This is a genomic window from Pseudomonas prosekii (assembly GCF_900105155.1).
Lineage (GTDB): Bacteria > Pseudomonadota > Gammaproteobacteria > Pseudomonadales > Pseudomonadaceae > Aquipseudomonas > Aquipseudomonas prosekii.
Window position 1 is genome coordinate 4,022,479 of record NZ_LT629762.1, and the last position, 23,226, is coordinate 4,045,704.

Here is a 23,226-nt window from a genome sequence, read left to right on the forward strand (position 1 = left end):
GACCATGCAAGGCGCGCATTTGCGACATCAGCCCCCCGCACCTCCCGGCCGCAAGCCGGTGCCGCGTGGTGCCAGCCGAATGGTGGCGAAAGAGCCGATGTCTGCGCGCCTGCCGAAAGCCAATTTTGGTTTTCTCAAAGCGTTGTTCTGGCCAGTGTTGCTGGTCGCGCTGGGCTTCGGTACCTACGAAGGCGCGCAGCGGTTGCTGCCCTACGCCGACCGGCCGATCACCAAGATCAACGTGCAGGGCGATTTGAGTTACATCAGCCAGCAAGCCGTGCAGCAGCGCATCGCCCCGTACGTGGCGTCGAGCTTCTTCACCATCGACCTGGAAAGCATGCGCACCGAGCTGGAAACCATGCCATGGATTGCCCACGCCGAAGTGCGTCGGGTCTGGCCGGATCAAGTGGTGATTCGCCTGGAAGAACAACTGCCCGTGGCCCGTTGGGGCGATGAGTCGCTGTTGAACAACCAGGGCCAGGCGTTCACCCCGCGTGAACTGGCGAACTACGAACATTTGCCACAACTGTTCGGCCCACAGCGGGCCCAGCAGCAAGTGATGCAGCAATACCAGGTGCTGAGCCAGATGCTCAGGCCATTGGGCTTCTCGATTGCACGCCTGGAATTGCGTGAACGAGGCAGCTGGTTCCTGACCACCGGCGCCGGCAGCGCTGGCCCGGGAATCGAACTGCTGCTGGGACGCGGCAACCTGGTGGACAAGATGCGCCGCTTCATTGCCATCTACGACAAGACGCTTAAAGAACAGATTACGAACATTGCGCGCATCGATCTGCGCTACGCCAACGGCCTTGCTGTTGGCTGGCGGGAACCTGTAGCGCCCACGACAGCCCAACCCGCTGTCGCGAAGAATTAAGAAGAGGCAGGACCCATGGCAAACGTGCAAAGCGGCAAAATGATCGTCGGTCTCGATATCGGCACCTCCAAAGTGGTGGCGCTGGTCGGCGAGGTCTCGGACGACGGCACGCTGGAAATCGTCGGGATCGGCACCCACCCGTCCCGTGGCCTGAAAAAAGGCGTGGTGGTGAACATCGAGTCCACCGTGCAATCGATCCAGCGCGCCATCGAAGAAGCGCAGCTGATGGCCGGTTGCCGGATCCACTCGGCGTTTGTCGGCGTGGCTGGCAATCACATCCGCAGCCTGAACTCGCACGGCATCGTCGCGATTCGTGATCGCGAAGTCAGCGCCGCCGACCTTGAGCGTGTGCTCGACGCCGCTCAAGCCGTGGCGATCCCGGCTGACCAGCGCGTGCTGCACACGTTGCCGCAGGACTACGTGATCGATAACCAGGAAGGCGTCCGTGAGCCACTGGGCATGTCGGGCGTACGTCTGGAAGCCAAGGTCCACGTGGTGACCTGCGCCGTCAACGCCGCACAGAACATTGAAAAATGCGTGCGCCGCTGCGGTCTGGAAATCGACGACATCATTCTCGAGCAACTGGCCAGCGCCTACTCGGTGCTGACCGACGACGAGAAAGAGCTGGGCGTGTGCCTGGTCGACATCGGTGGCGGCACCACTGACATCGCGATCTTCACCGAAGGCGCGATCCGTCACACCGCAGTGATCCCGATTGCTGGCGATCAGGTGACCAACGACATCGCCATGGCGTTGCGCACCCCGACCCAGTACGCCGAAGAAATCAAGATTCGCTACGCCTGCGCCCTGGCCAAACTGGCCGGCGCCGGTGAAACCATCAAGGTCCCAAGCGTTGGCGATCGTCCACCGCGCGAACTGTCCCGCCAGGCTTTGGCCGAAGTGGTCGAGCCGCGTTACGACGAGTTGTTCACGTTGATCCAGGCCGAACTGCGTCGCAGCGGCTACGAAGACCTGATCCCGGCTGGCATCGTCCTGACCGGCGGCACGTCGAAAATGGAAGGCGCGGTCGAACTGGCCGAGGAAATCTTCCACATGCCAGTACGCCTGGGCGTGCCTCACGGCGTGAAAGGTCTGGATGACGTGGTGCGCAACCCGATTTATTCGACTGGCGTTGGCTTGTTGATGTACGGCCTGCAAAAGCAGTCCGACGGGATTTCGTTCTCGGGCATCAGCAGCCGCGACAGCTACAGCAATGAAGAACCGAAAGCCGCTCTGCTCGATCGCATCAAGAGCTGGGTACAAGGCAACTTCTGAAGAATTACCGCAACACCGCAAGACCGCAACAAACGCAGTAGGCGAAAAAACTAGAGAACGTAAAGGAGAGGGAAAATGTTCGAACTCGTAGACAACATCCCCGCAAGCCCGGTTATTAAAGTTATCGGTGTTGGCGGTGGCGGCGGAAACGCTGTTAATCACATGGTCAAGAGCAACATTGAAGGCGTTGAATTCATCTGCGCCAACACTGATGCCCAGGCGCTGAAATCCATCGGCGCGCGGACCATCCTGCAACTCGGCACCGGCGTGACCAAAGGTCTGGGCGCCGGCGCCAACCCTGAAGTAGGTCGTCAGGCCGCTCTCGAAGATCGTGAGCGCATTGCCGAAGTCCTGCAGGGCACCAACATGGTGTTCATCACCACTGGCATGGGCGGCGGCACCGGTACCGGGGCTGCGCCGATCATTGCTGAAGTGGCCAAGGAAATGGGGATTCTCACCGTTGCGGTGGTGACTCGTCCGTTCCCGTTCGAAGGTCGCAAGCGTATGCAGATCGCCGACGAAGGTATCCGTCTGCTGTCTGAAAGCGTCGACTCGTTGATCACTATTCCCAACGAGAAGCTGCTGACCATCCTCGGTAAAGACGCCAGCCTGCTGTCGGCTTTCGCCAAGGCTGACGATGTACTGGCCGGTGCCGTTCGCGGTATCTCCGACATCATCAAGCGCCCGGGCATGATCAACGTCGACTTTGCCGACGTACGGACTGTCATGAGCGAAATGGGCATGGCGATGATGGGCACTGGCTGCGCCAGCGGTCCGAACCGTGCACGCGAGGCCACCGAAGCGGCCATTCGCAACCCGTTGCTCGAAGACGTGAACCTGCAAGGTGCACGCGGCATCCTGGTGAACATCACCGCCGGTCCTGACCTGTCCCTGGGTGAGTACTCCGACGTGGGTAGCATCATCGAAGCCTTCGCTTCCGAGCACGCAATGGTCAAGGTCGGTACCGTTATCGATCCGGACATGCGCGACGAATTGCACGTGACCGTGGTTGCCACTGGTCTGGGCGCGAAAATCGAGAAGCCGGTAAAGGTTATCGACAACACCATGCACACGTCCGTGGCTTCGCAGTCGCAACAGCAGCAGCAACAAGCGCCTTCGCGTCAGGAAGCGCCTGCTGTCAACTATCGTGACCTGGACCGTCCGACCGTCATGCGCAACCAGGCTCAGGCCGGTGCTGCGACTGCCGCGAAGATGAATCCGCAAGACGATCTGGACTACCTGGACATCCCGGCATTCCTGCGTCGTCAGGCTGATTGATGGAATGTATCAGGGCTATGAAGGTGATTGGTGTTCAGCAAAGGTCTGGTCTGCTATTATCGCCAGCCTTTGTTGATACCAGTTCGCAATTTGCGCTGAAGCGGCCCAAGCCATGATTAAACAACGCACACTGAAAAATATTATCCGTGCCACAGGTGTAGGCCTGCACTCCGGGGAGAAGGTATACCTGACCCTCAAGCCCGCACCTATCGACACCGGCATCGTGTTTGTTCGTGCCGATCTGGACCCTGTGGTGCAGATTCCCGCTCGCGCGGAAAACGTTGGCGAAACCACGATGTCGACCACGCTGGTCAACGGTGACGTCAAAGTGGATACGGTGGAGCACTTGCTCTCGGCCATGGCTGGCCTGGGCATCGATAACGCCTACGTCGAGCTCTCCGCGTCCGAAGTTCCAATCATGGATGGTAGCGCTGGACCTTTCGTATTCCTGATTCAGTCGGCCGGCCTGGAAGAGCAGGACGCGGCCAAGAAGTTCATCCGGATCCTGCGGGAAGTGACAGTGGAAGACGGCGACAAGCGCGCCACTTTCGTCCCTTTCGAAGGTTTCAAAGTGAGCTTCGAGATCGATTTCGATCACCCGGTTTTCCGTAACCGCACACAAAGTGCAAGCGTGGATTTTTCCAGCACTTCGTTCGTAAAAGAAGTCAGCCGCGCCCGTACCTTTGGTTTCATGAGTGACATCGAGTACCTGCGCAAGCACAACCTCGCACTCGGCGGCAGCGTTGAAAACGCTATTGTGGTCGACGCGGATGGTGTACTGAACGAAGACGGCCTTCGTTATGAAGACGAATTCGTGAAGCACAAGATCCTCGATGCAATTGGTGACCTCTACCTGCTGGGCAATAGCCTGATTGGTGAGTTCAAGGGCTTCAAGTCCGGCCACGCATTGAACAACCAGCTGCTGCGCAAGTTGATTGAGCAGACAGATGCTTGGGAAGTCGTGACTTTCGAAGACGCCAGCACTGCACCGATCTCTTACATGCGTCCTGTTGCGGCCGTGTAAGCAAAAAACCTCTCTAGTTTTTGAAGGCTGCCCTCGGGTGGCCTTTTTTTATGCCTGGATTTTGTGGCAAACATTACGGCCCCTTCGCGGGCGAGCCTCGCTCCTACAGGGGATCCGCTAAAACCTGCAGGAGCGAGGCTTGCCCCCGAAAAGACCCGCCGACGCAGCATAAAAGTCAGTCGGCAACCACCCGATTCCTCCCACCTTCTTTCGCCTGATACAACGCCTTGTCCGCCGCAAACAGCAACCGCTCCAGACTCATGTCGCTGGCCGTGGTCCAGGTGCTGATGCCGATACTGACAGTAATCGGCGAATCCGCGCCCGCCACCGATGGCAGCCGCTCGACGCCGGCGCGGATGTGCTCGGCGATCTGTTGTGCGCCGGCGCTGTCGGTTTCCGCGAGGATCACCGAAAACTCCTCGCCGCCGTAACGCGCGACCAGATCCGCCGGCCGTCGGACATGGCTGCTGATCACCTTCGCCACCGCGCGCAATGCCTCGTCGCCGCACGGATGGCCGTGCCGATCATTGAACGCCTTGAAATGATCGGCATCGATCATCAGCACCGACAAAGGTTTGCCGGAACGTTGCGCCCGGAACCACTCGTGGCGCAGCACCTGATCGAGCATTCGACGGTTGGCCGTGCCGGTCAGCGCATCGGTGGCCGCCAGTTGCGCCAATTCGCGCTCGGCGTTGTGGCGCAGGCGCAGTTCGCGCGAAAGCAACCAGGCCAACCACAGCAGGCCGATGCACAACACACCGGTGGCGCCGCTGACCACCAGCGCCGTGCGTTGCCACGTGGCGAACACTTCGCGGCTGGATAGCGCGACGATCACCGTCAACGGCAAATTGCCTACTCGGGAAAAGGTGTACAAACGGTGCTGCTGGTCGATGCTCGACACGCTGCTGAAACTGCCGCTGCCCTCGCGCAGGATGCGCTCGACGTTGGGTCGGTTGGCGAAGCTTTTGCCAATCGAATCGCTCAGCAAATAGGGCTTTTGCGCCAACAGCAGGCCGTCGTTGTTGATGATGTTCAGCGTGCTGTCGTTGCCGATGTTCAGGCTGTTGAACAGCTCGTCGAAGTACGCCAGGCGCATCGACGCCACCGCCACGCCGAGGAATTCGCCGGTGGCCGAGGTGATGCGTCGACTGAAACTGATGCGCCACTGGTCGTGGTCCTCGCAATCGCAGCGGGTTTTGAACGGGCGGCTGATAAACATCCCGCTGTCGCGGCTGGAGAGATGCGCGAGGAAGTAATCGCGATCGGCGAAGTTGCCCGGTTTCGGCTGGATCAGCGACGAGTCGGCCAGCACCTCGCCGTGCTTGTCCAGCAACAGAATGTCGCCCTTGAAGCGCGCGGTGGTGGAGCGATCAAACAGCACCAGATGCCGCACTTGCGGCGACATCTGCTTCAAGTCATCGCGTTGCGAAGCGGCTATCAGGCCCAGCAGGGTCAAGTCGTAGAGCTCGACGGTGCGCAGCACGTCGGCGTCGATCAGTTGGGCAACGGTCGTCGCACTGCGCGTCGCTTCCTGGCGCGCATTCGCGTGTTCACGGATCAACAGGAAAGTGACGATGCTGACAATCGCGATCACCGTCAGGCAGCTGCCGAGAAGCAGCAGCCATTCTGGCCGTCGGATCCTGTGCGCGATGTCGGGGATGCGGCTGGCGATCATGGTTTGGCTGTCTGCTGAAAAGGCTTAATAAGCTTAGTTGCATATCCGCCGTTGCCGAAGGGCGCGCGCTTATTGCTGCAAACAGTCATGAGTATTGGGTGGGCAGCCTGCAGGAGCGAGCCTGCTCGCGAAGAGGCCGTGTCAGTCAGCAACGATGTTGGCTGACAAAACGCTTTCGCGAGCAGGCTCGCTCCTACAGTTTTTGCGTTAGCTGGTCAGCCGGGTTTCAGAACACGTTGAACGGGTAATCGACGATCACGCGGTATTCGTCGGTGTCCTGATCCAGCGCACCGTAGCCATTGCCGCCACGGTTGGTGGCCCATTGCAGGCGCAGCGACAAGTCTTTGGCCTGGCCTTGCTGGACCACGTATTTCAAATCGATATCGCGTTCCCAGTGCTTGGCGTGTTTGCCATCGGCGCTGTACCACGAGGCGTAACCCTTGCTGTCCGGGTCGACCTTGGTCAGATCGGTTTCACCGCGCGAGTAAGACACTGCCGAGGTCAGGCCCGGCACGCCGACGCCAATGAAGTCGTAGACGTATTTGAGTTTCCACGAGCGCTCGTTCGGGCCGTTGAAGTCCGAGTATTGCTGCGAGTTGTCGAGGAATACGCTGTCGCCCTGGCTGATGTAGTCGAACGGCGTGTTGCCGTTGACCCGCTGATACGCGGCGGTGACGCTGTGGTTACCGGCAGCGACGGTGAAATGCAGGCTGTAAGTGTTGTTGTCGATGTTGCCCAGCAACGCGTCGCCGGTGTCTTGCGTGTGGTAGAAATGCAGGCCCGGGTTGAGGCTGACCATCTCGTTGACCGCGTAGGTGTAATCCAGATCGTAGTAGTACTGGTTCCAGATGTCCTTGAGCTCAGCGGCGTACAGGCTGCTGGTCAAACCCGGCAAACCGCTCCAGACCACGCCGGCCCAGTTCAGGTGCTCGCTGTTGTCGCCGTCGGCCAGAGTGCCGTAGGAGGCGCCGATGCGTTTATGGCCGCTCTGGTTGTACGGTTTGGTGAAACTGGCTTGGCCACCTTCGATCATCCAGCCATCGAAACTGGTGTTGGTCAGGCTGACCCCGCGAAAGGTCTGCGGCAACATGCGGGTGTCGCCGCCGGCGATCACCGGGTTGGTCAGGAACAAGTCGCCGGCCTTCAATTCGGTGTCGAACGCGCGCATTTTCAACGCAGCGCCGGCCGTGGAAAACGAGCCCGGCGCTTTGCCGTTGCCCGCGCCGATCGGCAGGATGCTCGAACCATCGGTGCCGCCACCGCCATCGAGTTTCAACCCGAGCATCGCGTGGGCGTCAATGCCGAAACCGACGGTGCCTTGGGTGAAACCGGATTCAAACCGACCGAGAAAACCCTGGCCCCACTCGATGTTGTCATCGGCGTTCTGCAGGCGATTGCGGTTCATGTAGTAATTGCGAGCGTTGAGGTTAAGGCTTGACCCTTCGACAAAACCTTCTTGACTCGCCTCATCGGCGGCTTGGGTGTTGGCGGACATCGTTGCAGCAATTGCAATGAACAGCGGGCTCAGCTTTAGAGTAAAAGACACGTGCGGTACAGCTCCTTTTGGTCATCAACGTCAGTTCATGGATCGACGTTTTTTATTTCTTGTTTAGGGAGACGTTTTGAAACGTGTTTTCTGCACAACGAAAAAAAGCCGCTGATAGCAGCGGCTTTGAAGACAACTTTTCAACGGGAAGAGCCGATGAAAAGTGTCGAGGGAAACGGTGCGATACGCGTAATCAGCTGTCTTTCTCAACCTGTGGCCGGGCAGCAGAAGTCGACGCTTGAGGGGTTTGCGCAGCGTCTTGGGCCTTGGCGGTCATTTCTGTCTGATGCGCCTGGAAGGCGTCTTCCCGCGCCGCGTTTTGCGCGACGAAGGCTGGCGATTCTTCCGCCATGGCAACCGGGGACAGGAATAAGGCGGACATGACGAAAGCGCTGGCAATACCCATAGTGTTGGACATCTTTAAAACCTTCTTGCTTGGCAAGTGCTGTTTGGTGCGCGAAGGTTAAGGCGCTGTGGCGCAGGGAAACAGAGCTGATTTCAGAAAGGACTATTGCGTGCGCGGCAATAGTTGGGTTTTGCGTCGGTTGGAAGAACCACCCCTCACCCCAGCCCTCTCCCCATAGGGGAGAGGGGGAAAGGGAGCCGATCGGGGGCCTTTCAGAACTCGAGTTCAACTCGATATATCAGGTCGATGTGGCTCTAGGAACAACTCGGTCAGTCCCCTCTCGCCATAGGGGAGAGTGGGGAAAGGGAGCTGATCGGGGGCTTTTCAGAACTCGAGTTCAACTCGATATTTCAGGTCGATGTGGCTCTAAGAGCAACTCGGTCAGTCCCCTCTTGCCATAGGGGATAGGGGAAAGGAAGCCGATCGGGGGCTTTTCAGAACTCGAGTTCAACTCGATATATCAGGTCGATGTGGCTCTAAGAGCAACTTGGTCAGTCCCCTCTCGCCATAGGGGAGAGTGGGAAAAGGGAGCCGATCGGGGGCTTTTCAGAACTCGAGTTCAACTCGATATATCAGGTCGATGTGGCTCTGATCTGGTCAAGTAATCCTGGACACCAATTACGGTTTTTTCACGCCGCCATTTTCTCCATGGCGACCGGTGAACGGTAATCGTTGTAGCTATGGAGCCTGAAGTTGTTGTAGCGCACCACGTAGCGCTGCAAATCAGCCCGGGCTTCATACTCCGAGCGGTAACCGGCTTCAGGCACCCACTCTGATTTCAGACTTCCAAAGAAACGCTCCATCGGGGCGTTATCCCAGCATTCGCCTTTACGACTCATGCTTTGCCGCAGTCCATTCGCCAGCAACTCATTCCTGAACTTATGGCTGGTGTACTGGCAGCCTTGATCGGAGTGAAACAGCACGTCTTTGGGTTTGCCTCGCAGCTCAACCGCCATCCGTAGGGCCTCGCAGGTCAGCTCCGCATCCGAGATCATCGAAAACGCCCACCCCACGAGCCGGCGGGCGAACAGATCCAGAACCGCTGCAAAATACATCCACCGCGTGCCGACCTTGATGTACGTCACGTCCGCGCACCACACTTGGTTGATCGCCGTGACATCAAACTCGCGCTTAAGCACGTGCGGCGCCACCAAGGCTTCAACGCCAGATGACTTGTATTTGTGACGTCGGCGCTGACGACTGACCACGCCGGCTTCTCGCATCAAGCTGCGAGCCATGTGCCTCCCGACGCGATGCCCCTTGGCTTGCAGCTCCCTGGAAAGGGTGCGCGCCCCCGCGGAAGCTCTGGATTCCTTGTGATGCTCGACCAGCATGGCTTTGAGTTTCTCCCGCTCAGGGTTCACCTTGCCTTGGCGCTGACGCCAGGCATAAAAACTGCTGCGGCTGACTTCAAACACCCGGCAGCAGTCGTTAACGCCGTATCGCTCACCCAGCTCATTGATCAGTGAGAATGATCTTTGGCGTCCAAAAGCAGGAGAGCACTGGCCTTTTTTAGGATTTCGATATCCCGGTCTTTTTGCCTGAGCAAGGCTTTGAGTTCCTGGATTTCTCGCTGGTCAGCCGTGATCGCTTTGGCTCCCACCGGGGTCGAACCCTGGCGTTCTTTACGCACCTGATCGACCCAGCGACGCAAGGCGGTAGGGCCAATATCTAAACTGGCGCAAACCTCGGGAACCGATATCCCCTCATCCAGCACCATGCCAGCAGCCTTGAGTTTGAACTCAGTTGAATAAGAATTACGCATATCCAAAAACACCTCAGATTTGGGCGCCATCATAGCGCCCGATTGAAGTGTCCAAAATCATTAGGCCAGTTCACTCTAAGAGCAACTCGGTCAGTCCCCTCTCGCCATAGGGGATAGGGGGAAAGGGAGCCGATCTGGGGCTTTGCAGAACTCGAGTTCAACTCGATATATCAGGTCGATGTGGCTCTGAGAACAACTCGGTCAGTCCCCTCTCGCCATAGGGATAGGGGAAAGGGAGCCGATCGGGGGCTTTTAAGAACTCGAGTTCAACTCGATATATCAGGTCGATGTGGCTCTAAGAACAACTCGGTCAGTCCCTCTCGCCATAGGGGATAGGGGGGAAGGGTGCCGATCGGGGGCTTTTCAGAACTCGAGTTCAACTCGATATATCAGGTCGATGTGGCTCTAAGAACAACTCGGTCAGTCCCCTCTACCCTCTGGGGAGAGGGTTAGGGTGAGGGGTGGATTCAGAGTCGATCCGAGTCAGACCGGCAGGTGAATGCCGAAGGTGTTAACCCCGTGATCACTGCGCACAAAAACATCCCCGCCGTGCATCAGCGCAATCGCTTTCACAATGGCCAAACCGAGGCCATGGTTATTGCCGCTGTTGCTGCGCGACGCGTCCACGCGGTAAAAGCGCTCGAACAAGCGCGGCAGATGCTCGCTGGCAATCGGCATTCCGGGGTTGGCCACGCCGATGCTCACCTGATGCTCCGCCGCCTCGATCCGCACCTGAATCACCTGCCCGGGCTCGGTGTGTTGCACCGCGTTGCTGAGCAGATTGATCAACGCCCGGCGCAGATGCGCGATCTCGATCCGTACCTGCGCGTCACCGCTTACCTGCACCTCAACCTGCGCATCTTCGAGAATGAAATCCAGATATTCGAGGGTCGTCGCCACTTCATCGGCCAGCGAGGTCGTGGTCAGTTTTGTCGCTTTGCTGCCCTGATCGGCGCTGGCCAGAAACAGCATGTCATTGATGATCGAACGCAGCCGCTCAAGCTCTTCGAGATTGGATTGCAGCACCTCGAAATAGTGTTCCGCCGAACGCCCGCGGGTCAGCGCGACCTGGGTCTGGCCAATCAGGTTAGTCAGCGGCGAACGCAATTCATGCGCGACGTCGGCATTGAATGATTCCAGCCGCGAATAGGCCTGCTCGACTCGCTCCAGCGTCGCGTTGAACGAACTGACAAATTGGTCCAGTTCCGGCGGCAATGGCGACAGACGCAAACGTCCCGAACGCAATGGCGGCGCCAGCCGCTGGGCTTCCTGGGACAGTTTGATCAACGGCTTGAGGCCGATTCGCGCCACCCAATAACCCAGCGCCGACGCCAGCAACACGCCGACAATCGCCAGGCTGATCAGGGCGATCAGCAAGTGGTGCTGGGTCTGCAAAATCGTCTCGGTGTCGATGCCGATCATAAAGCGCAACGGCGGGCGCTGGTCCTTGGCCGGGAACTGACTGACCAACACTTTCAGCGGCGAATCATGCCCCGGCAAATGCAAATCGCGGCGGCCCAACGGCCCTGCGGCGAAGTCGCGGATCTGCGGGGTGATGTGGCCGTATTCGTACTGCGGATCGCCGCTGACAATCCAGAAACTGATGCGCTTGTCTTCTTCGCCAAGCAGCTTGAGCTTGTTGTTGATCTTCACCCAATGCTCGGGCGTGCCATACCGGCCGACCGTGGATTCGAGCACGCTGTAGCGCGCGTCCAGCTCGGCTTCGGGCAACAAGCCCAAACCTTTGTCGACCTGCTGATACAAGGCCCAGCCGATCAACAGAAACACCAGCGCCGCCACCAGCGTGAACATCCCGCTGAGGCGCAGCGCGATTGAATTACTGGACACCACGGCTCTCCAGCACATAACCCATGCCGCGAATTGTGTGCAGCAATTTCTCGTCGAACGGCCCGTCGAGCTTGGCGCGCAGGCGTTTGATCGCGACTTCGACGACGTTCGCGTCGCTGTCGAAATTGATGTCCCAGACCATCTCGGCAATCGCGGTTTTCGAGAGAATTTCACCCTGGCGCCGGGCCAACACGCTGAGCAGCGAAAACTCTTTCGCGGTCAGGTCCAGTCGGGCGCCGGCGCGCGTGGCTTTGCGGCTGATCAAATCTATCCACAGGTCGGCGATGCTCACTTGCACCGGTTCGTGGCCGCCACTGCGGCGGGTCAGCGCTTGCAGGCGCGCGACCAGTTCGAGGAAGGAAAACGGTTTGCCGAGATAATCGTCGGCGCCATCGCGCAGGCCTTTGATCCGGTCTTCAACGCGCTCGCGGGCGGTGAGCATGATCACCGGCGTCTGTTTGCGCGCGCGCAACGCACGCAACACGCCGAAGCCGTCGAGCCCCGGCAGCATTACGTCGAGAACGATTACCGCGTAATCGCTTTCCAGCGCCAGGTGCAAACCTCCGACGCCGTCGCGCGCCACGTCGACGGTGTAACCCTGTTCCGTGAGGCCGCGATGCAGGTAATCCGCGGTTTTTTCCTCGTCTTCAATAATCAGAACGCGCATGACCCCGCCTCAGTCTGTGGTCGCCAACGCCGTTGCAGGCGCGGGTGCTGGTGGGTGGGAGTGTCTATGAAAAAGTCGCTCGAGCCACAAGTATATGACCGGTGTGGTGAACAACGTCAGCGCCTGGCTCACCAGCAAACCGCCGACCACCGCGATCCCCAACGGCTGGCGCAGCTCGGCGCCGGTGCCGTAACCGAGCATCAGCGGCAGCGCGCCGAGCAGGGCGGCGAGGGTGGTCATGATGATCGGCCGGAACCGCGTGATGCACGCCTGATAAATCGCCTCTTCCGGCGGCAAGCCCCGGCTGCGCTGCGCTTCGAGGGCGAAGTCGATCATCAGGATGCCGTTTTTCTTGACGATGCCGATCAGCAACACCAGGCCGATCAACGCCATGATCGAGAAGTCCTGACCGCAGATCCACAACATGATCACTGCGCCCAGGCCCGCCGACGGCAGGGTCGAGATGATCGTCAGCGGGTGCACGAAGCTCTCGTAAAGCACGCCGAGAATGATGTAGACCGCCACCAGTGCCGCCAGAATCAGCCAAGGCTGGCTGGCCAGCGAACTCTGAAACGCCTGCGCCGCACCCTGGAAATTGCCGCTGATCGCGGTCGGCATGCCGATTTCCGCTTTGGCCTGATTCAGCAGAATCACCGCATCACCCAACGCCACGCCGGGCGCCAGGTTGAAGGACATGTTGGCGGCCGGAAACATCCCGTCGTGGGCAATCGACAATGGGCCGATGGTCGGCGCGTCGAACTTGGCCAGCGCCGACAACGGCACCATTTCCCCGCTCAACGGCGAGCGCAGGTAGAAATAATTCAGGCTTTCAGCCTTGCCGCGTTGTTGGGTGTCGAGCTCCAGAATCACGTTGTATTGATTGATCTGAGTCTGGAATTCGTTGATCTGCCGCTGACCAAAAGCGTCGTACAGCGCCTCGTCGACATCACTGGCAGTCAAGCCGAAACGCGCGGCGGCGCTGCGGTCGATGCTGATGTGGGTGATGCTGCCGCCCAGTTGCAGGTCGTTGGAAATATCGCGAAACGCCGGGTTGCTGCGCAATTTGTCGGTCAGGCGTTGGGTCCAGGTGCTCAGCGTTGCGCCGTCGTTGCTCTTGAGCACGTATTGGTATTGCGCGCGGCTTGGGCCGGAGCTGAGGTTGATGTCCTGGCCGGCGCGCAGGTAAAGAACGATGCCGGGAACTTTCATCAGTTGCGGGCGAATCCGGTCGATGAACTGGCTGGCCGTGACGTCGCGGTCGCCGCGTTTTTTCAGGGCAATCCAGAAACGCCCGTTGGCGATGGTCTGGTTGCTGCCGGAGACGCCAACCGAGTGCGAAAACGCTTGCACGGCAGGGTCCGCTGCGACGATTTCGGCCATCGCCAAGTGTTTTTTCACCATGTCGCCGTAGGAAATATCCGCGGCCGCTTCGGTGGTGCCGAGGACAAAACCGGTGTCCTGGATCGGGAAGAAACCCTTGGGGATAAAGATGTAGCCGGCCACCGCCAAGCCCAGCGACAGGAAAAATACGCCGATCATCAAGCGCTGATGGGCGAGGGCGCGGCGCAGGCCTTTCTCGTACCCTGCGAGCAAACGGTCGCCGAAGGTCTTTTTGCTATTGGCGTGGTGCACCGGCGCGCGCATGAACAGCGCCGCCAGCGTTGGCGCGAGCGTCAGCGAAACCACCACCGAAATCATGATGGTCGAGGTCGCAGTGAGGGCGAATTCCTTGAACAGCCGCCCGACCACGCCGCCCATGAACAGCAGCGGAATAAACGCCGCGACCAGCGAGAAACTGATGGAAACCACGGTGAAACCGATCTCGCCGGAACCCTTGATCGCCGCTTCGCGCATGCCGTCGCCGGCCTCCAGATGCCGGTGAATGTTCTCCACCACCACAATCGCATCGTCGACCACAAACCCCACGGCCACCACGATCGCCACCAGCGTCAGGTTGTTCAGGCTAAAACCCATGACGTACATCAGGGCAAAACTGGCGATCAGCGACACACCGAGCACCGCCGAGACGATCAGCGTCGCCGACCATTGACGCAGGAACAGCGCCATTACGGCCACCACCAGCAGGACCGCGATCAGCAAGGTGATTTCCACCTCGTGCAACGATGCGCGAATCGTCTGCGTGCGGTCGATCAGCACTTTGACCTCAACCGAGGCCGGCAGCATCGCTTCAAGCCCCGGCAACGCCGCTTGGATGCGATCCACGGTCTCGACAATGTTCGCCCCCGGTTGCCGCGAAATCACCAGATTGACCCCCGGCCGATCACCGGCCCAGGCCTGCACGTAGGCATCTTCCGACCCGTTGACGACTTTGGCGACATCTCTCAGGTGAACCGGTGCACCGTCCTTGTAGGAAACGATGAGTTGGCTGTATTCGTCGGGGTGAAACAGTTGGTCGTTGGTCGACAGCGTCGAAATGCTCGACTCGCCATACAACGCGCCTTTGGCCAGGTTGAGGCTGGTTTGCTGGATCGCCAGGCGAATGTCGGCGAGGGTCAGGCCGATGGCGGCGAGTTTGTCCGCCGAGGCCTGGACGCGAATCGCCGGACGTTGCTGACCGGTAATGTTGATTTGCCCTACACCGTCGATCTGGCTTATCTGACGCGCGAGCAGAGTTTCCACCAGATCGCTGAGTTCGGTGCCGGGCATCTGCGTCGAGCTGACACTGAGGATCAACACCGGACTGTCGGCCGGGTTGACCTTCTTCCAGGTCGGCAGCGTCGGCATGTCCTTGGGCAGTTTGCCGGCGGCGGTATTGATCGCTGCCTGAACTTCCTGAGCGGCGGTGTCGATGCTTTTATCGAGGGTGAATTGCAGGGTCAGCAGGGTCGAGCCGAGGGCGCTGCTCGAGGTCATTTGGGTCATGCCGGGGATGGCGCTGAATTGCACTTCCAGCGGCGTTGCCACCGACGACGCCATGGTGTCGGGGCTGGCGCCGGGCAGTTGCGCGTTGACCTGAATCGTCGGGAATTCCGCTTCCGGCAGCGGCGCAATCGGCAAACGCGGGAACGCGATGACGCCGAGCAGCACCAGGGCAAACGTCAGCAGAATGGTCGCGACCGGGTGATCGATGCACCACGCCGAAGGGCCTTTCATCGCTTGGGCTCCGTTTGCACCACTTGCGGCGGCTCGCTGAGGACTTGCACGGTGGACCCCGGTTTGAGCCGCGACTGCCCGTCGCTGACCAGTATGTCGCCGGGTTTGACCCCGCTGATGATGTCCTGGCCGCTGCCCTGATAGACCATTTGCACTTGCACAGTTTCGACTTTGTCGCCGTTGACCCGGTAGACGAAGTGTTGATCGAGCCCACGTTGTACGACTGTCGGCGGCACCACCAGCGCATCTTTACTCAACGCTGTCTGAATTTTTACCGTGACCAGCAAGCCCGGCCAGAGCTTTTGCCCCGGGTTGTTGAATTCAGCCTTGGCGCGAATCGTCCCGGTGTTGGCGTTGATCTGGTTGTCGATCAGCGTCAGGTGGCCTTCGCCCAGCAGGTTGCCGGTTTCGCCATCGGTGTCGGCGCCGATGTAGGCCTTCACTTGCGCGCGTTGCGGGTCACCGATCAGGCCTTGCAGGGTCGGCAGCATTTGCTGCGGCAGGGAAAGCTCCACGGCAATCGGATCGATCTGCGTCACCGTGAACAACCCTTGGGTATCGGTCATGCGCAGGAAATTGCCTTCATCGACTGTGCGAATACCGACGCGACCGGTGACCGGAGAGCGAATCTGCGTGTAGGAAAGCTGCACCTGCGCGGCGTCGATGGACGCCTGATTGCCTTGCGCGGTGGCTTTGAGCTGGTTGACCAGCGCTTGTTGCTGGTCGTAAGTCTGCTTGGACACGCCGTCGTCGACGCTCAACAGCTTGTAGCGCTTGAGGTTGACCTGCGCCACTTGCAGCTGCGCCTGGCTCTCGCCGAGTTGCGCGCGCGCCTGATCGAGGCTGGCGCGGATCGAACGGTCGTCGATGGTGGCGAGCAGGTCGCCGGTCTTGACCAGTTGACCTTCCTTGACCAGCAACTTGGTGAGAACGCCGTCGATCTGCGGCCGGACCACCACGCTGTGCAGCGAAAGCACCGAGCCGATGCCGCTGACGTAACGCGGCACATCTTTCGCGGCAACTGTTACCACGCGCACCGGAATCGCGGTCGGCGCGGCGAGTTTGGCGGTGGCCGGTTTAGTCGCGTACCACAGGACCAGCGCCGTCAGGACGATCAGCGGGACAGCGATCAACGCGGATTTTTTGTGGATTCGCATGCGAAAGAGGCGCCGGGGCTGGAGGGACGGGAATAGCGTCGGATTTTATACCTCCCGTTATAGTCCTGTGACCCGGTCAGGAAAGTGACTGCTAACTGACGCGGCTGTCAGTTTGGCAGGCGTATTTCGCCAAATAGAACGAGTTATCGTTCATCGCGGGCAAGCCTTGCTCCTACATTTGGAATGCATTCCCTGTAGGAGCGAGGCTTGCCCGCGAAGGCGTCAGACCCGTCACCGCCAAACCCACAGACCGAATACTTGTCGCTTGAAACTCGCCGCTTGCAGCTTGCCGCTCCCGACACAGGTATACTCGCGCCTTTCGCGGTCCACCCATCGGGCCCGACTCTTTGTGCACCACCCGGAGCTTTCATGACTTCCCCGACACAACCGCCGGTCGCCGACGCTTTGAGCGATGAGCCGGCAGACCTGCCAGACAGCGTCGACTCCAGCGCAGACAGCGAAAAAGCCGCGATCCCGGCGTTCAAGTTTCCGTTCAAACCGGGCGAACTGGCCGCCGCCAAGAATGCCAATCAGCCGTGGTACAAGAACGGCGCCAAGAACGGCCACACCAAAACCCCTGGCGCAGCGCCACCGGGTACGCGTCGTTCGATGGGCAAACGCTGACGTTTAGCCGGCCATTGGCCTGAAAAAAGTCTGCGTGTTTTAAAGATTCTTCCCACAGGAATGAGCGATTTGTCCTCTGGGAAAGTCGGTGGTCACTCGTCGAAGATTCACTCCTCGTGAATGTTCGATGAAGGCCACTGAAATGCCTCTGCTGAAAATCCTCTCTGTGCTGTCGCTGGTGGCTTTGACCACCGGTTGCGTGTCTTCTGCGGTCGAGCCGCAGATCCGCTTCGGCGTCGAAGCGTTGGTCCCACCGTTCGAAAGTCGTGACGACAATGGTCAACTAGTCGGGTTGAACATCGAGTTGGGCAACGCGCTGTGCGCGCAATTGAAATCCAGCTGCGTCTGGGTCGATCAGGATTACGCCACCAACATCGAAGCGCTGGAAGCCAAGCGTTTCGACGTGATCATGCCGATGACCGCCACGGCTGCGCGGCGCGAGCGCATCGATTTCACCGAAAACCTTTACCCGCTGAGCAGCCGTCTGGTGGCGCGCCAGGGTTCTGCGCTACAGCCAACTGCCGAATCACTCAAAGGCCAGCGTATTGGCGTGCTGACGGGCACCAGCCGCGAGGCGTTCGCCAAGGCGCGTTGGCAGGTCGCCGGGGTGACGGTGCGCAGTTTCAGGTTCAACGATCAATTGATTGCCAGCCTGCAGGCCGGTGAAATCGACGCCACGCTGCAAGACTCGATTGAAATCAGCCATGCGTTGCTGGCTCAGCCGCAGGGTCAGGCATTCGCCTTCGCCGGCCCGGCGCTCGACGATCCGATGCTCGGCAGTGGCGTAGCGATGGCGGTGCGCAAAAGCGACACGGCATTGCGCGACAAGCTCAACGCGGCGCTGGAACGCCTGAAGCAGAATGGCCAGTACCAGATGATCACCCAGCGCTACTTGCCGGCCGAAGCAGTCGATTCGCCGATCTACTTTCCCAACGACGAAGGCCTGCCATTCTCGGATGCGGTGCGCATTGGCGATACGGTTTACCTGTCCGGCGTGCTTGGCTCGGGCGCTGACGGCGAACTGGTGAAGGGCGGCATCGGCCCGCAGACCGTCCAGACCATGGAAAACCTGCGCACCGCGCTGCAAAGCCATGGTTCTTCGCTGGATAACGTGGCCAAGTGCACGGTGATTCTGGCTGACATCAAGGAATTCAACGCGATGAATGAAGTGTACAAACGCTACTTCCCGGCAGACCGCTTGCCGGCGCGTACGACGTTTGCCGCTAAAGCATTGGTGTTGGGTGCGCGGGTCGAGGTTGAGTGTCTGGCGGTGGCTGTTCGCTGATAGAGCGGTGGTGGCCGGTCTGGCGCCATCGCGAGCAAGCTCGCTCCCACAGGGGGGTTGTGAACGCTTCGGGATAGATGGAGGGCAGGTCGGGCGCCATCGCGAGCAAGCTGTGCTCCCACAGTAGGTCTATGGCGCTCCCAAATCCCTGTGGGAGCGAGCTTGCTCGCGATGAGGCAGTCACTGCCAGCACATCTCTGGGATCAAGCCGCCCGCAGCGAGATAAACGCATAGTTGACCGGCACTTCGGTCGCCACTTCAGCCCCAGCAGCCAACACTTGCCCGGCAATGTCATCGCCCGAGACGTGAAACACCCAGTCACCGCCCGGCGCTTGCGGCTGCTGCGCCGCGACCTGATCAACAATCGACGCAAACGCGTCCATCTGCGGCAGATACGCGGTAAACCCGTCACCCTTCAACGCCGCGGTGCGAATCCCCAGCAAGCCGCAAATCACATCCTTGGTCTGCACCTCATCGCGGTCAGCCTGACGTGAGCGCTGAATCAGCGTCAGCAGTTCCTGATCAACCAATTCGCCACCCACGATCAGGTCTGGGCCTCGCTCCCAGGACTCCGGCGGGCATTCCTTGACCGCCGTGTTCAGCGGAATGTGCGGATTGATTTCCATCGGATAGATACGACACACCAGCGGCCGGCGTTCGTAGATGCGGCAGAGATTGTCTTCGTCAAGATTCCGACAGGCGCCAACGTTGTAAGCGGCGAAAGTGATCGCCACATAGGCCTCGCTGGCACCGCTGCGAACCCGCACCGAGCGCCGTTCGGCATGCTCGCGCTGCTGCAGCGGCAGGCCCAGGCCATTGCTCAAAAACCCTTCGACCAACACGATCACCTGACCACCGTCAGCCGCCCACATACGGGCTTCCTTCAGGGTCAGGGGCACGTGGTGATCAGTGCAGCATTTGCCGCAACCTACGCAGGAAAACGTCGTGTTCATTTGTTCGACCGGCCAAATGTGAGTGCATCAAGTGGCGACGGAAAGCCACCGCACAGACAGCCGTCGAAGCAAGTTATGCGCCACTCAGGGTTTTTTCGCGGCAGGGCGAATCGAGTCCCACTCGGTGACATAGGCGGTTTTGCTCTGCTTGTTGTAGAGGCACAGCTCGCTGCCTTGCTGACCCTTCATGTGTTTCTGCGGGTATTGACCTTGCAGGAGAACAGCGACGTAACCGACGCGATCATCGAATTGCGCGGCGTTGCCGACAGGTTTCGCGTCTTTGAGACCACTGGCCTTGGTGCAACTGGCGAGTACAGCTTTGTCGAAAGCGGCCCAGGCGTCCGGGCTGGAGGCGTGGGCCTGAGAGGCGAGGGCAGTGAAGCTGAGGGCGAGCAGGGTAGTGAGTTTCATCGGGGCAGCATCCTTATGGTTATTGGCCGAGGATGGAGTATGCCTGATGGCCTCATCGCGAGCAGGCTCACTCCCACATTGCAAACCATTCCCGCGTAGGAGCAAGGCTTGGCTGCGAAGGCGATCAATCAGGTTGGCACCGCTTCCCGGCGAACCACGCGCATGCCGGCGCTTTCATACAACCGCTGCGCCCGCAGGTTGTCTTCCAACACCTTCAAATCGACAAACCCTTCACGCCGCTGCGCAAACACCGTGAACGCATGCAGCAACAACGCCCGGCCCAGTCCACGACCTTGCGCGCGCGGGTGCACCACCAGGTTTTTGATATAAGCGCTGGTCCAGCATTGGCAAACGCCGACGATCCCTTCGCCATCCAAAGCAATAAAACACAGGCTCGGGTCATATTCCGGATCGGTTTCAAAGCGCTGCTGCCAGGCGTCCAGCGCCGGCACGCGACCACCGCCCTCGCGATAACCCAGCTCCATCAACTGGTGCACGGCTTCGGCGAGTTGCGGACGGTATTGGCTCAATTCGATGCCGGTCGGCCAGACAACCGGCGGCAGCGGCTCGGCGAGGTTGCGCCGCAGCAGAAAACAGAATTGCTCGGCCACCACTCAGTGGCCCTGCTCGGCGACCGCCTTGGCGGCGGCGATCAGGCATTTGGTCAGTTCTGGCGAGGAGAACTTGGTCAACACCGCGTTGGCCCCTGCCAGCCGGGCTTTTTCACTGTTCATCGCGCTGTCGAGCGAGGTGTGCAGCAGCACATACAGGTGCGAAAAGTCCGGGGTTTCGCGCAGGGTGCGGGTGAACGCGTAGCCGTCCATCTCCGACATTTCGATGTCCGAGACGATCAGGTTGATCTGCTGCGCCGTGCCTTGCAGGTCGAGCAGGCAGTCGATGGCCTCTTTGGCGCTGCGCGCGGTGTGGCATTGCAGGCCGAGGTTGCGCAAGGTGTGCACCGATTGTTGCAGCGCCACCTGGCTGTCATCGACCACCAGAATCCGCGCGTTGCCGAGCACCTCGGCGTCTTCCATGCTCAGCTCGGTCGGCGCCACTTCGATCTGCGCCGGGGCGATGCCGTGGATGACTTTTTCGATATCCAGCACTTGCACCAGCACGCCGTCGACCGAGGTCACGCCGGTGATGTACGAGCGCACTCCGCCGGAACCGAACGGCGGCGGACGAATGTCGGTAGTCAGGCAATGGACGATCTTGCTCACCGCTTGCACGTGCAACCCCTGTTTGGAGCGGCTGACGTCGGTGACGATCAGGCACCCGCCGTTGGGATCTTCCAGCGGCCGCTCACCGATGGCGCGGCTGAGGTCGATCACCGACAGCGATGCGCCGCGCAACGTGGCGATGCCTTTGACGTGCGGGTGCGATTCCGGGAGTTTGGTCAGCGGCGGGCAGGGGATGATCTCACTGACTTTGAGCAGGTTGATCGCCATCAACTTGCCGCTGCGCAAGGTAAACAGCAGAAGCGAAAGTGAATCTGCGCGGGCTTTGGTGGTGGACATAAAAACCTTCTTTGGAGAAAGGTGATGGGCGAGGGTTAGTCGCCAAAAGCTATTGATGCCGGGTTATCGACTTGTTGCGGGCAGGCTTTAGAAAATCGGGTGAATGGTCGGGCGCCATCGCGAGCAAGCTCGCTCCCACAGGGGATTTGCGGCGTACACAATATTTGTGTCTCCTGAAAATCAATGGTGGGAGCGAGCTTGCTCGCGATGGCGTCATCACTTCATCCCCAATCTTTTGGCCATGCGCCCAAGATTCGCCCGGTCGAGGCCTAGCTCACGGGCCGCGCTCGCCCAGTTGTTGTGGTGGCGTTCCAGGCAGGCGCTGATCAACTGCCGCTGATAATTCTCGGTCGCCACACGCAAATCCCCCGACACCGACACCACCGCGCTGGCCGCCACCGCTTCAGCCGCCGGCTCGACGCTGCCGTGCGGCAAGTCCAGGTCCGCCGCGCTCAAACTGAGAATCTTCGGTCGTTCCCTGCAATTGCCCAGCGCCTTCAGCGCGCTGCGGCCGATCAAGTGCTCCAGCTCCCGCACGTTCCCCGGCCACGCATACGCAAGCAACGCCGCTTGCGCATCGCTGTTCAGACGCAGGCTGTTCAGGCCCATGCGCGAGCGGTTCTGCTCAAGGAAAAAACCGCTGAGCAGCAACACGTCCCGCCCACGGTCGCGCAATGCCGGGACCAATAAAGGATAAACACTCAAGCGATGATAGAAGTCCGCACGATAACGGCCGCTGCGCACTTCCTCGGCGAGATCCCGATTGGTCGCCGCGATCAGCCGCACATCGACCTGATGCTCTTTATCCGAGCCCAAGCGCTGCAATTGACCGCTTTGCAGCACGCGCAGCAACTTGGCCTGCACCGTCAGCGAGAGCTCGCCGACTTCATCGAGAAACAGCGTGCCGCCATTCGCCAGTTCAAACTTGCCGCGACGATCACTGGTCGCGCCGGTGAAGGCGCCGCGCACGTGGCCGAACAATTCGCTTTCGACCAAGGTGTCCGGCAGTGCGGCGCAGTTGAGGCTGATGATCGGTTTGTCGGCGCGCGGCGAGGCGGCGTGAATCGCTTGCGCCACCAGCTCTTTGCCGACCCCGGTTTCGCCGGTGATCAGCACGGTCAAATCACTGCCGCCGACCAGACTGATTTCTTCCACCAGGCGTTTGTGCGCCTTGCTCTGGCCGATCATCTCGCGGTTCTGCTGGCCGCTGGCCTGACGGTACACCTCGGCGCGCTGGTGTTCGTCTTCAGCGCGATTGGCCAGGCGTTCGATGCGCTCGGCGGCGTTCACCGTCGCGGCGGCGAGGCTGGCGAAGGCTTGCAGGGCGTCGAGTTCGATCGGCTCGAATTGCTCCGGGTCCAGCGCATCGAGGGTCAACAGGCCCCACGGCCGTTCATCGATAAACAGCGGGCAACCCATGCAATCGTGGACTTCCAGATGATCGTCGAGGCCGTCGACCAAGCCGTCATACGGGTCGGGCATGTCGCTGTCAGCGGCGAAACGTGTCGGCCCGGGACTGCTCAGCAGCGCCTCGAAGCGCGGGTGTTCGCTGACTTTGAAGCGCCGACCCAAGGTGTCGGTACTCAAACCGTCCACCGCTAACGGCACCAGCCAATCGCCGTCGAGGCGCAGCAGTGCGGCGGCATCGCAGGGCAGCAGAGCGCGCATGGCCTCGAGCAAACGCCGATAGCGCTCGCCCTCGGGCAGTTCGCGGGACAGGTCGGAGACCAGGGGAAGCAAAGCAGTCAGCAGCGATTTTGCGGTCATATTGACTCCGTGTAGTCGTCGTGACTATAAGTCAGCCTGT

Annotated in this window: 20 protein-coding genes; 6 read left to right on the plus strand and 14 right to left on the minus strand. The window is 60.0% G+C overall.

Features of this window, described 5'->3' with window-relative positions:
• The first annotated feature begins 4 nt into the window (after positions 1 to 4).
• The 4 genes from BLU01_RS18405 (at position 5) to lpxC (ending at position 4,451) form a co-directional block, all read left to right on the plus strand.
• Positions 5 to 874, plus strand: coding sequence for a cell division protein FtsQ/DivIB (locus BLU01_RS18405; protein ID WP_092278214.1), 870 nt, complete (start codon positions 5 to 7; stop codon positions 872 to 874).
• A 15-nt stretch (positions 875 to 889) separates the two neighbouring features.
• Positions 890 to 2,149, plus strand: a complete 1,260-nt coding sequence (ftsA, locus tag BLU01_RS18410) for a cell division protein FtsA (RefSeq protein WP_046048247.1) — start codon at positions 890 to 892, stop codon at positions 2,147 to 2,149.
• Between the two features lie 75 nt (positions 2,150 to 2,224).
• On the plus strand, positions 2,225 to 3,427 hold the full coding sequence (gene ftsZ, locus BLU01_RS18415) for a cell division protein FtsZ (protein ID WP_092278216.1): 1,203 nt from the start codon (positions 2,225 to 2,227) through the stop codon (positions 3,425 to 3,427).
• A gap of 112 nt (positions 3,428 to 3,539) precedes the next feature.
• Positions 3,540 to 4,451 carry a UDP-3-O-acyl-N-acetylglucosamine deacetylase gene (gene lpxC / locus BLU01_RS18420; protein ID WP_054045542.1) on the plus strand — a complete coding sequence of 304 codons (912 nt, stop codon included), beginning with the start codon at positions 3,540 to 3,542 and terminating at the stop codon, positions 4,449 to 4,451.
• A 175-nt stretch (positions 4,452 to 4,626) separates the two neighbouring features.
• Here lpxC and BLU01_RS18425 read toward each other — a convergent pair whose 3' ends face one another.
• The 9 genes from BLU01_RS18425 to BLU01_RS18460 all read right to left on the minus strand — a co-directional run bounded on the left by BLU01_RS18425 (position 4,627) and on the right by BLU01_RS18460 (position 16,629).
• Complete coding sequence (locus BLU01_RS18425; protein ID WP_092278218.1) at positions 4,627 to 6,126, minus strand: sensor domain-containing diguanylate cyclase; 1,500 nt, start codon at positions 6,124 to 6,126, stop codon at positions 4,627 to 4,629.
• 226 nt (positions 6,127 to 6,352) lie between these two features.
• Complete coding sequence (locus tag BLU01_RS18430; protein ID WP_408003144.1) at positions 6,353 to 7,621, minus strand: OprD family porin; 1,269 nt, start codon at positions 7,619 to 7,621, stop codon at positions 6,353 to 6,355.
• Positions 7,622 to 7,865: 244 nt separating this feature from the next.
• On the minus strand, positions 7,866 to 8,090 hold the full coding sequence (locus tag BLU01_RS18435; protein WP_092278222.1) for a hypothetical protein: 225 nt from the start codon (positions 8,088 to 8,090) through the stop codon (positions 7,866 to 7,868).
• 617 nt (positions 8,091 to 8,707) lie between these two features.
• Complete coding sequence (locus BLU01_RS18440; RefSeq protein ID WP_331716149.1) at positions 8,708 to 9,544, minus strand: IS3 family transposase; 837 nt, start codon at positions 9,542 to 9,544, stop codon at positions 8,708 to 8,710.
• Positions 9,541 to 9,843, minus strand: a complete 303-nt coding sequence (locus BLU01_RS28035) for a transposase (RefSeq protein WP_231987094.1) — start codon at positions 9,841 to 9,843, stop codon at positions 9,541 to 9,543. Before BLU01_RS28035 ends, BLU01_RS18440 begins: the two co-directional genes overlap by 4 nt.
• A gap of 483 nt (positions 9,844 to 10,326) precedes the next feature.
• Entirely contained in the window at positions 10,327 to 11,691 is a 1,365-nt protein-coding gene (locus BLU01_RS18445; protein WP_092278224.1) for a heavy metal sensor histidine kinase, read from the minus strand.
• Positions 11,681 to 12,358: a heavy metal response regulator transcription factor gene (locus tag BLU01_RS18450; RefSeq protein ID WP_092278226.1), complete on the minus strand. Its 678-nt coding sequence runs from the start codon at positions 12,356 to 12,358 to the stop codon at positions 11,681 to 11,683. Before BLU01_RS18450 ends, BLU01_RS18445 begins: the two co-directional genes overlap by 11 nt.
• A 9-nt stretch (positions 12,359 to 12,367) precedes the next feature.
• On the minus strand, positions 12,368 to 15,472 hold the full coding sequence (locus tag BLU01_RS18455) for a multidrug efflux RND transporter permease subunit (RefSeq protein WP_092278228.1): 3,105 nt from the start codon (positions 15,470 to 15,472) through the stop codon (positions 12,368 to 12,370).
• Positions 15,469 to 16,629 (minus strand): efflux RND transporter periplasmic adaptor subunit, encoded by a 1,161-nt coding sequence (locus BLU01_RS18460; RefSeq protein WP_092278230.1) that lies wholly within the window; start codon positions 16,627 to 16,629, stop codon positions 15,469 to 15,471. The genes BLU01_RS18455 and BLU01_RS18460 overlap by 4 nt, the downstream gene beginning before the upstream one ends.
• A 369-nt stretch (positions 16,630 to 16,998) precedes the next feature.
• Between BLU01_RS18460 and BLU01_RS18465 the strand changes: the two genes are divergently transcribed.
• Together BLU01_RS18465 and BLU01_RS18470 are read left to right on the plus strand one after the other, a co-directional pair.
• Positions 16,999 to 17,253 carry a hypothetical protein gene (locus BLU01_RS18465; RefSeq protein WP_092278232.1) on the plus strand — a complete coding sequence of 85 codons (255 nt, stop codon included), beginning with the start codon at positions 16,999 to 17,001 and terminating at the stop codon, positions 17,251 to 17,253.
• Positions 17,254 to 17,395: 142 nt separating this feature from the next.
• Positions 17,396 to 18,538 carry a transporter substrate-binding domain-containing protein gene (locus BLU01_RS18470; protein ID WP_092281652.1) on the plus strand — a complete coding sequence of 381 codons (1,143 nt, stop codon included), beginning with the start codon at positions 17,396 to 17,398 and terminating at the stop codon, positions 18,536 to 18,538.
• 203 nt (positions 18,539 to 18,741) lie between these two features.
• Here the strand turns inward: BLU01_RS18470 and BLU01_RS18475 are convergent, their stop codons facing one another.
• The 5 genes from BLU01_RS18475 to norR form a co-directional block, all read right to left on the minus strand.
• The gene (locus tag BLU01_RS18475; RefSeq protein ID WP_092278234.1) at positions 18,742 to 19,491 is read right to left on the minus strand and encodes a YkgJ family cysteine cluster protein; all 750 of its coding nucleotides are present in this window, start codon (positions 19,489 to 19,491) and stop codon (positions 18,742 to 18,744) included.
• Positions 19,492 to 19,575: 84 nt separating this feature from the next.
• A complete protein-coding gene (locus BLU01_RS18480) occupies positions 19,576 to 19,902 on the minus strand; it encodes a hypothetical protein (RefSeq protein ID WP_092278236.1) in 327 nt (108 codons plus the stop codon).
• A 128-nt stretch (positions 19,903 to 20,030) separates the two neighbouring features.
• Positions 20,031 to 20,489 (minus strand): GNAT family N-acetyltransferase, encoded by a 459-nt coding sequence (locus tag BLU01_RS18485; protein ID WP_092281654.1) that lies wholly within the window; start codon positions 20,487 to 20,489, stop codon positions 20,031 to 20,033.
• Between the two features lie 27 nt (positions 20,490 to 20,516).
• Positions 20,517 to 21,419 carry a chemotaxis protein CheV gene (locus BLU01_RS18490; protein WP_092278238.1) on the minus strand — a complete coding sequence of 301 codons (903 nt, stop codon included), beginning with the start codon at positions 21,417 to 21,419 and terminating at the stop codon, positions 20,517 to 20,519.
• A 216-nt stretch (positions 21,420 to 21,635) separates the two neighbouring features.
• Positions 21,636 to 23,186 carry a nitric oxide reductase transcriptional regulator NorR gene (gene norR, locus BLU01_RS18495; protein WP_092278240.1) on the minus strand — a complete coding sequence of 517 codons (1,551 nt, stop codon included), beginning with the start codon at positions 23,184 to 23,186 and terminating at the stop codon, positions 21,636 to 21,638.
• Positions 23,187 to 23,226 lie beyond the last annotated feature (40 nt).

What these genes read in the sequence shown, in the direction of transcription:
- BLU01_RS18405 (WP_092278214.1), top strand. Translation starts at nt 5, where the DNA reads ATGCAAGGCGCGCATTTGCGACATCAGCCCCCCGCACCTCCCGGCCGC.
- ftsA (WP_046048247.1), top strand. Translation starts at nt 890, where the DNA reads ATGGCAAACGTGCAAAGCGGCAAAATGATCGTCGGTCTCGATATCGGC.
- ftsZ (WP_092278216.1), top strand. Translation starts at nt 2,225, where the DNA reads ATGTTCGAACTCGTAGACAACATCCCCGCAAGCCCGGTTATTAAAGTT.
- lpxC (WP_054045542.1), top strand. Translation starts at nt 3,540, where the DNA reads ATGATTAAACAACGCACACTGAAAAATATTATCCGTGCCACAGGTGTA.
- BLU01_RS18425 (WP_092278218.1), bottom strand. Translation starts at nt 6,126, where the DNA reads ATGATCGCCAGCCGCATCCCCGACATCGCGCACAGGATCCGACGGCCA.
- BLU01_RS18430 (WP_408003144.1), bottom strand. Translation starts at nt 7,621, where the DNA reads ATGTCCGCCAACACCCAAGCCGCCGATGAGGCGAGTCAAGAAGGTTTT.
- BLU01_RS18435 (WP_092278222.1), bottom strand. Translation starts at nt 8,090, where the DNA reads ATGTCCAACACTATGGGTATTGCCAGCGCTTTCGTCATGTCCGCCTTA.
- BLU01_RS28035 (WP_231987094.1), bottom strand. Translation starts at nt 9,843, where the DNA reads ATGCGTAATTCTTATTCAACTGAGTTCAAACTCAAGGCTGCTGGCATG.
- BLU01_RS18450 (WP_092278226.1), bottom strand. Translation starts at nt 12,358, where the DNA reads ATGCGCGTTCTGATTATTGAAGACGAGGAAAAAACCGCGGATTACCTG.
- BLU01_RS18455 (WP_092278228.1), bottom strand. Translation starts at nt 15,472, where the DNA reads ATGAAAGGCCCTTCGGCGTGGTGCATCGATCACCCGGTCGCGACCATT.
- BLU01_RS18460 (WP_092278230.1), bottom strand. Translation starts at nt 16,629, where the DNA reads ATGCGAATCCACAAAAAATCCGCGTTGATCGCTGTCCCGCTGATCGTC.
- BLU01_RS18465 (WP_092278232.1), top strand. Translation starts at nt 16,999, where the DNA reads ATGACTTCCCCGACACAACCGCCGGTCGCCGACGCTTTGAGCGATGAG.
- BLU01_RS18470 (WP_092281652.1), top strand. Translation starts at nt 17,396, where the DNA reads ATGCCTCTGCTGAAAATCCTCTCTGTGCTGTCGCTGGTGGCTTTGACC.
- BLU01_RS18475 (WP_092278234.1), bottom strand. Translation starts at nt 19,491, where the DNA reads ATGAACACGACGTTTTCCTGCGTAGGTTGCGGCAAATGCTGCACTGAT.
- BLU01_RS18480 (WP_092278236.1), bottom strand. Translation starts at nt 19,902, where the DNA reads ATGAAACTCACTACCCTGCTCGCCCTCAGCTTCACTGCCCTCGCCTCT.
- BLU01_RS18490 (WP_092278238.1), bottom strand. Translation starts at nt 21,419, where the DNA reads ATGTCCACCACCAAAGCCCGCGCAGATTCACTTTCGCTTCTGCTGTTT.
- norR (WP_092278240.1), bottom strand. Translation starts at nt 23,186, where the DNA reads ATGACCGCAAAATCGCTGCTGACTGCTTTGCTTCCCCTGGTCTCCGAC.